Annotated in this window: 2 protein-coding genes; both read left to right on the top strand. The window is 72.2% G+C overall.

What is annotated here, in order from left to right:
* Nucleotides 1-10 precede the first annotated feature (10 nt).
* On the top strand, nucleotides 11-4,699 hold the full coding sequence (locus IE255_RS20695; RefSeq protein ID WP_190051807.1) for an SDR family NAD(P)-dependent oxidoreductase: 4,689 nt from the start codon (nucleotides 11-13) through the stop codon (nucleotides 4,697-4,699).
* Nucleotides 4,700-4,701: 2 nt separating this feature from the next.
* Entirely contained in the window at nucleotides 4,702-11,466 is a 6,765-nt protein-coding gene (locus IE255_RS20690; RefSeq protein ID WP_190051806.1) for a non-ribosomal peptide synthetase, read from the top strand.
* Nucleotides 11,467-11,468 lie beyond the last annotated feature (2 nt).

Below are 11,468 nucleotides of genomic sequence, written 5' to 3'. Positions count from 1 at the left end.
CGGAAGTCACATGGAAAATGTGAAGGCATTCATCCTCTCGCAGGTCGCCAACAAGCAGCTGGCCAGGGAGGACGCCAAGAAACTCCTGCTGGAGCTCGCGGCCTCCCACACGCACCAGGACATCGCCGTCATCGGCCTCGCCGGCCGTTTCGCCGCCGCCACGAGCGTCGACCGGTTCTGGGATTTCCTCAAGGCCGGGCACCAGTGCATCAGGGACTTCCCACAGGCCCGCAAGGCCGAGATGCGCACCATGCTGCGCAACCCGTACTACGCGGAACTCATACTCGGCGCCGCGATACCCGAGGAGGTTCTCGACCGCATACATGCCCCGAGCGGATACCTCGACCGGATCGACCATTTCGACGCCCGCTTCTTTGGTATTCCCCCGCTCGAAGCCGACTACATGGACCCCCATCAGCGCATCGCCCTGGAGGTGGCCCAGGAGGCGCTGGAGAACGCCGGCTACGGCGGCGACTGCGTCAAGGGCACCCGCACGGGCGTCTTCCTCGGCCGGGACCAGACCAACCACTCGTACTACCGCATGCTCTCGGAGAACCACCCGATGCAACTGTCGGGCTCCTGGGAAGGCCTGGTAGCCAGCCGCATCTCCTACCAACTGGACCTCAAGGGGCCGTCGTTGATGACGGACACCGCGTGCTCGGCGGGCGCGGTCTGCATCCACCAGGCGATCCAATCGCTGCTGCTCGGCGAGTGCGACATGGCACTGGCCGGCGGACTCAACATCTCGCAGGGCGGCGAGGTGAAGGCCGAGTACCTGGCGAGCATGTCGCTGGGCAGCGTCGAGTCCCACGACGACGCGGTCCGCACCTTCGACGCCGGCGCCAACGGAACGCTGTGGGGCGAGGGCGCGGGCATCGTCGTACTGAAGCCGCTCCGCAACGCCCTGGCCGACCGCGACCACATCCGGGCCGTCATCAAGGCCTCGGCCGTCAACAACGACGGCACGTCCACCAGCATCACCGCGCCGGACGCGCTGATGCAGGAGCGCGTGATCCTCGACGCGTGGGCCAAGGCGGACATCGAGCCGGAGACAATCTCCTACGTCGAGGCCCACGGCACCGGCACGGTGCTCGGCGACCCGATCGAGGTCAAGGGTCTGACCAACGCCTTCCGCAAGCACACCTCCCGCAGGCAGTTCTGCGGGATCGGCTCGCTCAAGACCACGACGGGGCACCTGGTGGCCGCGTCCGGCGTGGCGTCGGTCGCGAAGGTGGTGAAGTCCCTGGAGACCACCACGCTGGCTCCGACGGGCAATTTCGCCGTGCCCAATCCGTACATCGACTTCCCCGGGAGCCCGCTGTACGTCAACGACCGCCTGACGCCGTGGGAGACCGAGGGCGGCGGGCCCCGGCGCGCCGGGATCAGCTCCTTCGGCTTCATCCGCACCAACTGCCACCTGGTTCTGGAGGAGGCACCGCGGTACACGAGCGAGCCGGCGCGCCGCGACCGTTACCTCTTCACCGTCAGCGCCAAGTCCGAGGCCGTCCTGCGCGACCTCCTCGACGCGTACGCGGCCATGCTGGCGGGGGAGTGCCCGTGGTCGCTCGCCGACATCTGCTACACCTCCTGCGTCGGACGCGGCCACTACGAGCACCGGGTGCTGGTCGTCGCCACCGGCAAGGAGCAGCTCGCCGAGTCCGTCGACCGGCTGAGGCTGCACGGCCTGGGCACCGACGAGCGGCGCGGGATCTTCCACGGGGTGCACGCGGTCGTCAGCGACAAGAAGAGCAACCCGGCCCCCGGCGACCTCACCGCGGGGGCGGTCCGGCGGCTGTCGGACGAGGTCAACGCCGAGCTCGCCGGATACCGCGCGCACGGCGACCCGGCAGCCCTCACCGCGATCGCCGCCGCCTACGTCCGGGGCGCCGCCGTGGACTTCGCGCAGTACCACGCCGACGAGGCCCGGCGGCGGGTACCGCTGCCGACGTACCCGTTCGAGCGGACCCGGCACTGGGCCGAGCCGATGACGTCGCGGGTGCGGGACTTCGGCAGGGCCTCGCAGCACCCGCTGCTCGGCACCGAGATCAGCCGCACCGAGGACTCCGTCGTCTTCGAGAACACGCTGTCCGTCGCGACGCACTGGGTGCTCTCCGACCACCGGATCGACCACCGGGCGGTGGTCCCCGGAACCACCTACCTGGAAATGGCCCGCGCCGCCTTCGCCGCCGTCGCGGGCTCCGGCGGGGCCTGCCTCGACAACGTCTTCTTCCTCACCCCGCTCGCCGTGGAGGACGGCGCGGACGCCATGGTGCGCACGGTGCTCGACCGGTCCGGGAACGGCTGGGCCTTCCGGGTCACCAGCCGGCGGGGCGAGGAGTGGATCACCCACGTCGAGGGGCGCGTCGGGCCCTTCGACGGTCAGGAGCCGCCGACGCCGCTCGACACGGAGGCGGCCAGGCGGTCCGCCACCGAGGTCCTCGACCCGTACCCGACCGAGACCGACACCGGTGTCTTCCAGTTCGGCCCGCGCTGGGACTCGGTGCGTGGGCTGTGGCGGAGCGAGCCCGACGGGTCGGCGCTGGCGCTCCTCGGCCTGCCGGAGGGCACGGACGACGAGACCTCGCTCTACGGGCTGCATCCGGCCAAGCTGGACAACGCGGTGAACGTCATCTCGCAGAACAGCGGGCACACGTTCCTGCCGTACATGTACAAGCGGTTCGTCCTGTACCGGCCCATGCCCGCGACGTTCCACTCGCTGATCCGCACGGTGCGCGACGACAGCCGCGACGGCGAAACCATCACCTACGACGTGGACCTCGCCGACCGGGACGGACGAATCTTCGCCCGGATCACCGACTACACCGTCAAGAAGGTCGACTGGGAGCGCTTCAGCCTGGACGGCCCCCGGCGCCACCTGGAGGTCGTCTGGGTGCCCGCCCCGGACGTGGAGAAGACCGCCGGCGGCGCCGCGGTGTGGGCGGTGATCGCCTCGGACACCGGGGCCGGACGGGACCTGGTCGCCGAGGTGGCGGCGGGCGGCCACCGTGCCGTCCCGTGCTACCTGGCCGGGACCACCGACCCCGCCCGGGACGCCTTCGCCCCGGACGACGACGGCATACGGCTCCTGTGCGAGCGCCTGCGGGCGGAGGGCATCGAGGGCGTGCTGTTCGCCACCGACTACACGGCGGACCCCGACCGGTCCCACGAGGAACGGCGCGCCCACGGCGTCGACGCCCTCTTCGCCCTGTACCGCGGCCTGCTCACCCACCGCGTCAAGCCGAAGCTCGGCCTGAAGGTCCTCGGCAAGGACATCTGGCAGGTCGGCGCCGGCACCCCCGGCGTCGACCCCTACGCCGCCGCTACCGCCGGACTCGCCCTGGTCATCGGGCAGGAGCACCTTCCGGTGGACATCGTCGACGCCGGTTCGGACACGGCCCTCGCCCTCGCGGTGCGCGAGACCCTGGGCGGCTCGGGCACCCTGCCCCGCGCGCTGCGCGGATCGCGCAGCCACGTGCGGGAGCTGCGCCGCGCCGAGACCGCCGAGACACCCGGCGACACCCGGTACCGGAACGGGACCTTCCTGATCAGCGGGGGTACCGGCGGCCTCGGTCTCGCCGTGGCCGGGGAGATGGCGCGGCAGGGCGCCGCCCGGATCCTCCTCCTCGGTCGGCGCCCCCTGGAGGAGACCACCGCGCGCCGGGTGCGCGACCTCGGCGTCGCCGAGTACGTGGTGTGCGACGTCTCCCGGGCCGACCAGGTGCGCGAGCTGGACGAGCGGCTGCGCGCCGAGGGCGTCACCCTCGACGGGGTCGTCCACGCCGCGGGCGTCGCCGGCGACGGCTTCCTCGCCACCAAGGAACGCGCCGTCTTCGACGCCGTGCTCGCCCCGAAGGTGGACGGCGGCGTCGCCCTCTTGGAGCTGACCAGGAACCATCCCGGAGCGTTCCTGGTGTTCTTCTCGTCGGTCACGGCGCTCACCGGCGGACAGGGCCAGGGCGACTACTGCGCCGCCAACGCCTTCCTGGACTCCCTCGCGGCGCGGGCCCGCGCCGAGGGGATCCACGCCGTGTCCGTCAACTGGCCGTCGTGGTCCGAGGTCGGCATGGCCGTCGCCTACGGCCTGGGCACCCACGACGCGCCCTTCGTGGCCGTCGGTGTCGAGGACGGGTTGGCGTGGCTCGCCCACGCCCTGGACCACCCGGCCGGCTGCGCCGTCCCCTCCGAGGTCAACGCCCCGGTGATGAAGGACCACCTGGGGGAGCTGCCCTTCCGGCTGGCGCCCGAGGTGGAGGCCGGCCTGGAGAACGCCGCCACGGCGGCGCGGCCCGGCTCCGGCGGCACCGCGGACGTCCGTCTCACGGGCCAGTCCGACCCGACGCCGACCGAGCTGCGGGTGGGCGCGGTCTACGGCACGGTCCTCGGTCTGGCCGAGGTCGACGCCCACACCAGCTTCCAGGACCTGGGCGGCAACTCGCTGATGACCGCCCAGCTGCTGTCGCTGGTCGACGAGGCGTTCCCGGGGACGGTCGACATCGCCGACCTGTTCTCCTACGCCACGGTCGCCGACCTCGCCGCCCACATCGACGCAATGGCGCCCTCCGGGACCGGCGCCGGTGCCGCCGCCCCCGGGGAGCCGGCGGCCCTCGGGACGGACGCACTGAGAGAGGTCCTGGACGAGATCGGTGACGCGGAGCTGGCCGGGCTCTTCGCCGACGCCGAGGACAGCGGGGGGAACTGACGATGCCGACCACGGCGGACACCACCAAGGAACTGCTGAAGTACCTGCTGACACAGGTCAAGGAGGAGCGCCTCGACGTCGGTCGGGCGAAGGAGTTCATCAGGGCGATCGGCGACCCGCGGCGCACCGCGGACGAGCCCGTCGCCGTCGTGGGCATGGCCTGCCGGTTCCCCGGAGCCCCGGACAAGGAGCGGTTCTGGGCCAACCTGCTCGACGGCAAGGAGCACATCGGCGACTTCCCCCGGGGCCGCGAGGAGGACCTGCGCCGGGTCGACACGACGTCCCGGCTCCGCAAGGGCGGCTACCTGGACCGGATCGACCTGTTCGACCCGGAGTACTTCGGCATCCCGCCCCAGGTCGCCACGCAGATCGACCCCTACCACCGCAACCTGATGGAGGTGCTGGTCGAGACGGCGGAGGACGCCGGATACGCCAAGAGCGAGCTGTACGGGGCGAACGCCGGGGTGTTCGTCGGCAATGACCACACGCACCGCATGAGCACGTCGTACCTGCAGTTCCTCTCGAAGGTCGACTTCTCGGCCTTCACCGGGTCCTGGTCCGGCATCCTCGCCAGCCGCCTGTCGTACCACCTGAACCTGCGGGGACCCGCCGCCGTCGTCGACACCGGCTGCTCGTCGGGCCTGGTCGCGCTGGACACGGCCGTGAAGGCCCTGCGGCAGGGCGACTGCGACACGGCCTTCGTGGCGGCGATCAACCTGCTGCTCGCCCCCACGAGCATCGGGGACGGCACCGAGTCCGAGGACTGCCGGGTCCGGGCCTTCGACGGCGCCGCCAACGGCACGGTGTGGAGCGAGGGCGTGGCCGGGGTGTACCTCAAGCCCCTGTCCCGCGCCCTCGCGGACCGGGACCACGTCTACGGCGTCGTCCTCGGCGGTGCCGTCAACAACGACGGACGGAGCAACGGCCTCACCGCCCCGAACGCGCGGGCGCAGAAGGAACTTCTGGTCAGCGCCTGGAAGCGGGCCGGCATCCCGCCGGAGACGCTGTCGTACATCGAGGCGCACGGCACCGGGACGACCCTCGGCGACCCCATCGAGATCAAGGGGCTCACCGGCGCGTTCGCCGAGTTCACCGCCAAGCGGCAGTTCTGCGGGGTGGGATCGGTCAAGACCAACATCGGGCACACGGTCGGCGCGGCCGGCCTGGCATCGTTGATCAAGGTTCTGCTCGCCCTCGACCGGAAGGTCATCCCGGGTTCGCTCCACTTCGACGTGCCCAACGCCCTGCTGAACCTCCCCGAGTCGCCGATCCACGTACAGGACCGCACCAGCGCGTGGGAGGACACGGGCATCCCGCGCCGGGCCGGAGTGAGCAGCTTCAGCCTGAGCGGGACGAACTGCCATGTCGTGCTGGAGGAGGCGCCCGCGCCGCCGGTCCGTCCGGAACCCGAGGGCGTGTTCCTGTGCCCGGTCTCGGCGCGGAACGAGGACCTGCTCGCCGAAACCGTGGCACGCCACCTGGCCCACCTCGACCGGCACCCGGACCACCGCGTCGACGACGTCTGCTTCACCTTGCAGACCGGCCGCGAACACCAGCCGGTGCGGGCCGCCGTCCTGTGCGACAGCAGAGCCGGGCTGCGCGCGGGCCTGCAGCGGCTGCTGCGGCCCCGGGAGGAGGGCGCCGGGGCCGGGGCGCAGCTCGCGGCGGACGGGCCCGTAGTGCTGCGTGCCGGGGACCCGGCCGCCGTGTCCCCGGCCGCGCTGCCCGAACGATTCCGTCCCCTGGCGGACGCGGTCACCGGCTGGTTCGACGCCCGGCCGCGGCCGTTCGCCGGCCTGCAACGCGGCAGCGACGCCCGTCGGGTACCCCTGCCGGCCCAGCTCTTCGACCACGTACGCCTGTGGGACGAGGACGCGCGTCCCGCGGCACGGGGCGCCGAGAGCATGGACGGCGCCGGCACCGGGCGGACCATCCTGTCCGGCCCGCGCCGCCTGCACGGGAACGAGGACGCCGGACCGGCCCGGGAGGCGATCGCGTGGATCTGGTCCGAGGTCCTCGGCTACCCCGTGATCCGCGGCACGGACGACTTCTTCCTCCTGGGCGGGGACTCCGTCTCCTCGCTGAAGATCACCCAGATCCTCAACGCCGAGTTCGGCCTGGACATCCCCGCGGCCACCCTGCTCGCGGACCGGGTCTTCGACGACTTCGCCGACACGGTCGTCCGGGACCACGGACTCACCGACGCGCACGTGCTCTCCGTCCTCGGCGAAGCGGACCGGGGGCCGGCGGCTCCCCCGGGCGGCGAGACGCCGTGCGAGGAGTACGAGCTGCCCCTGACCGCCGCCCAACGGAGCGTGTTCTTCGCGAGCCGGCGCGACGAGGACTCCGTCGCCTACAACGAGGGCGGCCTGACCATCCGCCAGGAACCGCTCGACGTCGTCGGTCTGGAGCAGGGGTTGCGGGCGCTCGCCGCGCGGCACGACAGCCTCCGTTCGACCTTCCACCTGGTGGACGGGGAGCCCGTCCAGCGTGTCCACGCCCAGGTGCCCGTGTCGGTGGAGCGCCGCCGACTGGGCGCCCTCGCCCTCGGGGAGACCCGCGAGAGCCGTGCGCGCCGGGAGATGAGGGACTTCGTCCGCCCCTTCCGCCTCGACGCCGCGCCGCTGTTCCGCGCCGCGTGCTTCGAGTTCGACGACGGGGCGACCTGCCTGGCGATCGATATGCACCACATCATCACCGACGGCGCGTCCATGGGCGTGCTGTTCCGCGAACTCGCCGCCCTCGCCGAGGGCGTGGAGCTGCCGGCGCTGCCGCGGAGCTACCGCGACGCCCACCGCGAACTGCTGCGCCGGCAGGACCGCGACGCGCTGCGGCGGCAGCGGGACCACTGGGCCGCCACCTTCTCGGACGAGGTACCCGTACTCCGGCTGCCCACGGACCGGCGCCGGACCGACGCCCTGTCCTGGCGGGGAGCACGGCTGTTCACCACCCTGGACGGGCCGCTGCTCGACGCCGCGAAACGCTGGGCCAGGGACCACGACATCACGCCGTACATGCTGTTCCTGGGGCTCTTCCAGCAGTTGCTGTCCCGGCTGAGCGGACAGCGTGACGTGGTGATCGGCGCCCCTGTCATGGGCCGGTCGGACCTGGCCCACCAGGACCTCGTCGGCATGTTCGTCAACACCCTGCCGCTGCGCGTCGCCGCGGAACCCGGGACGGGCGTCGCCGCGTTCTTCCAGGCACTGAGGTCGACCGTCCTCGACGCGTTCGGGCACCAGGACTATCCGCTGGAATTCCTCATCGAGGACGTCGCCCCGCCGCGCGAGCCCGGCCGGCGGCCGCTGTTCGACGTCTGCTTCGTCCACCAGAACGTGGACATGGGCATGGGACGCGAGAGGATCGTTCCGTACGACACCGGCGGCGCCAAGTACGACCTCACCCTGAGCACCCGCGAGACGGGCGAGGGACTGCTGCTGACCTGGGAGTACTCCACCCCGCTGTTCTCGGGCAAGACGATCGGGCTCTGGGCCGAGCGGTACGAGGAACTGCTCCGCTCCCTGCTCGCCGCCGAGGACGGCGACCCGGTCGGCGACCTCGGGATCATCCCGGCGCGGGAGGCCGAGCTGACGCGGCGCCTGGCCACGGGCCCGGCCGGGCCGGCTCGACGGGAGGACGTCGTCCGGCTCTTCGAGCGGCAGGTGGCGCTCGACCCGGACCGGACGGCACTGGTCACGGACGACGCGCGCCTGACCTACGGAGACCTCGACACGCGCGCCAACCGCATCGCCCACGGCCTGATCCGGCAGGGCGTCACGGCCGGGACCCCCGTCGCGCTGCTGATGGACCGGTCGTTCGACATGGTCGCCGCGATCCTCGGCGTCCTCAAAGCGCGCTGTCCCTACGTCCCGCTCAACACCTCGTTCCCCACCGACCGCCTCCGGCTGATCGCGGACGACTCCGGAGCCGACCTCCTGCTCACCACCGCCGCACGCATGCCCGACGCGCAGCGGCTCGCCTCCGGCCGGCTGCGGGTCCTGGAACTCCAGGCCTGCGCGGACACGACCGAGGAGACCACCGCTCCGGGCCTGCCGGGAAGCGCCGACGACCCCATCTACATCATGTACACGTCCGGCACTACGGGGGCCCCGAAGGGCGCCCTCGTCCGGCAGCGGGGCGTGCTCCGGGTGGCCCACGAGGCGTCCTTCGCCGACGCCGGCCCCGACGACACCTTCCTGCTGATGTCGGACTACTCGTTCGACGGATCCGTCTACGACATGTACGCGGCGCTGGTCAACGGCGCCTCACTGGTGATCACGGACCGGGAGACCGTCCTGGACGTGGAGCGGCTCGGCGCCACGATCCAGCGCCACGGGGTGACGCGGTTCTTCATCACCATGTCGATGTTCAACACGCTCGTCGACTTCGCCCCGCAGACGCTCACCGGGGTGCGGCGGATCATCTGCGGCGGCGAGGCGGCGTCCCCCGCGCACATCCGCAGGGCGTTCGACCTGTTGGGCCCCGGCCGCATCGCCAACGGGTACGGACCGACGGAGACCACCGTCTTCGCCGCCGTGCACGTCTTCGACGACCTGGACGACAACGACGCCGTCCCGATCGGCCGGCCCGTCACCGACACCTCGTTGCGGGTGCTCGACGACCGGATGCGGCCCGTGCCGATCGGCACCGTCGGCGAGCTGTACATCGGCGGCGCCGGCCTGGCCGACGGTTACCTGAACCGCGACGAGCTGACCGCCCGGCGTTTCGTCACCTCACCGGCCTTCCCCGGCGAACGGCTCTACCGCACCGGCGACCTGGCCGCGTTCAAGAGCAACGGCCTGCTCTACTACCACGGACGGGTCGACCAGCAGGTCAAACTGCGCGGCCACCGCGTCGAGCCGGAGGAGATCGCCACCGCAGCGATGGCGGAGCCGTACGTCCGCTGGGCCCACGCAGCCGTCCGGCAGACCGGTGCGGGCGGTGGCAGCCTGTGCCTGTGGGTGCGTTACGCCGACGGCGTCGAGGCCGACGCCGCCCGGCTGCGCGCGGCGATGCGCCGTCGGCTGCCCGACTACATGGTCCCGGCGTTCGTCATCGAGACGGACACGGTGCCGCTGACCCGCAACGGCAAGATCGACGTCGCCGCCCTGCCCGCACCGGCCTTCTCCTCCCGCGACTCGGCGGCCCGCCCGGCCGGCGTGCTCCAGACCCGGATCGCGGCGGCGTGGGAACACGTGCTCGGCGTCGCGGTGGAGGACATCGACGCGAACTTCTTCGCCCTCGGCGGTGACTCCATCAAGGCCATCCAGATCGTGGCCGGACTCAAAAAGCACGGCATCACCGTGCGGACCATGGACCTCCTGCAGCATCAGACGGTCCGCGTGCTGGCGGAGCGGGCCGCGGACGCCACCCCGGCCCGCGCCGACGCGCCCGGCCATGAACAGGGGCCGGTGACCGGACCGGTGACGCCCGGTCCCGTCCAGCACGCCTTCCTCGCCGATCCCGCCAACCGCGCCCGGCGGTACAACCAGAGTTTGCTGCTCACGCTGGGCGAACCGGTCCCGCTCGGCCGGCTGGAGCGCGCCGCGCAGCGGCTGGTCGCGTACCACGACATGCTCCGCCTCGAGACCGACGACCACGGCGGGCTAAGTCTGCGGGCTCCCGGCACCGAGCCGCCGCTCCACGTGGAGGCGGCACCGGAGGGCCTGTCGGAGGCGGAGCTGCCCGCCTACCTCGAGGCGCTCCAGGACCGGGTCGACGTCCGGGGCGGGCCGGTGATCGCCCTCACCACCGGCCTGGGGCAGGGCGGTCGAGGAGTTGCCCTCGCCGCACACCACCTGGCCGTGGACGTGGTCTCCTGGGGGATCCTGGTCGAGGACCTGCTCACCTGCCTGGCCGACCCGGACGCCGAACTCCCGCCGAAGACGCTGTCCTTCCCGGCGTGGACGGCGGAGCTGGAGCGCTTCGCCCGGGAGGGCGGCTTCCGGCCGGAGCTGGCCTACTGGACGGAGCTGGCGCGGGAAGCGGAGGACACCGGCCGGCTGTTCGAGGAGGAGGACCTCGCACGTGGCGAGAGCGTCGCGGAGTACCTCCGGCTGCCGGACACGGACGACAGCGGCCTCTCCCTCCTCGACGCCGTGCTCCGCACCCACGGAGCACGGCCCGCCGAGGTCCTCGTCGCCGTGCTGGCCCGCGCGGTCGCCTCGGTGACCGGCCGGGACCGCGTCCTGTTCACCATGGAGGGACACGGCCGCGAACCCCTCGCGGACGACCACGACCTGAGCCGGACGGTGGGCTGGTTCACCAGCACCTTCCCGCACCTGGTCCGGGTCGAGGACGGCGCTGCGGACACCGTCGCGTCCGTGCGGCGCTCCTTCGCGCGGCTGCCCGGCAAGGGCCTCGGCCACGGCGCCCTCCTGCGTTTCGACCCGGCTCTGGGATCCCTGCGCGACCGGCTCGACGGCGTGCGCCCGCAGATCAGCTTCAACTACCTGGGCGACCAGGACGGTGGCGGCGAGATCGGCATCACCCATCTGCCGAGGGAGATCACGACCGACGCGACGCACCGGTCACCGTGCGTCCTCGACGTCACCGCGCACCGCACCGGAGGCGAGGTGGTCGTCGAGGTGCGCTGCCCGGGGAGCTGGCAGCAAAACGGGACCGGCCCCGCCCTCACCGAGGCGATCCGCACGTCCTTCGACGAGGTACGCGCCGCGACGACGGTCACCGCCCGGGAACCGATCCACGCCCCCTCGCTCGACCGGGCCGTGGTCGACGACATCCTGGCCGACCTCACCGGCGACATCTAGGC

The organism is Streptomyces lomondensis (genome assembly GCF_014651035.1).
Taxonomy (GTDB): Bacteria; Actinomycetota; Actinomycetes; order Streptomycetales; family Streptomycetaceae; genus Streptomyces; species Streptomyces lomondensis.
Note: the sequence above shows the minus strand (reverse complement) of the source record. Positions and strands in the feature narration are given on the sequence as shown.

Coding starts and splice junctions, on each gene's coding strand:
- IE255_RS20695 (WP_190051807.1), top strand. CDS start 11: ATGGAAAATGTGAAGGCATTCATCCTCTCGCAGGTCGCCAACAAGCAG.
- IE255_RS20690 (WP_190051806.1), top strand. CDS start 4,702: ATGCCGACCACGGCGGACACCACCAAGGAACTGCTGAAGTACCTGCTG.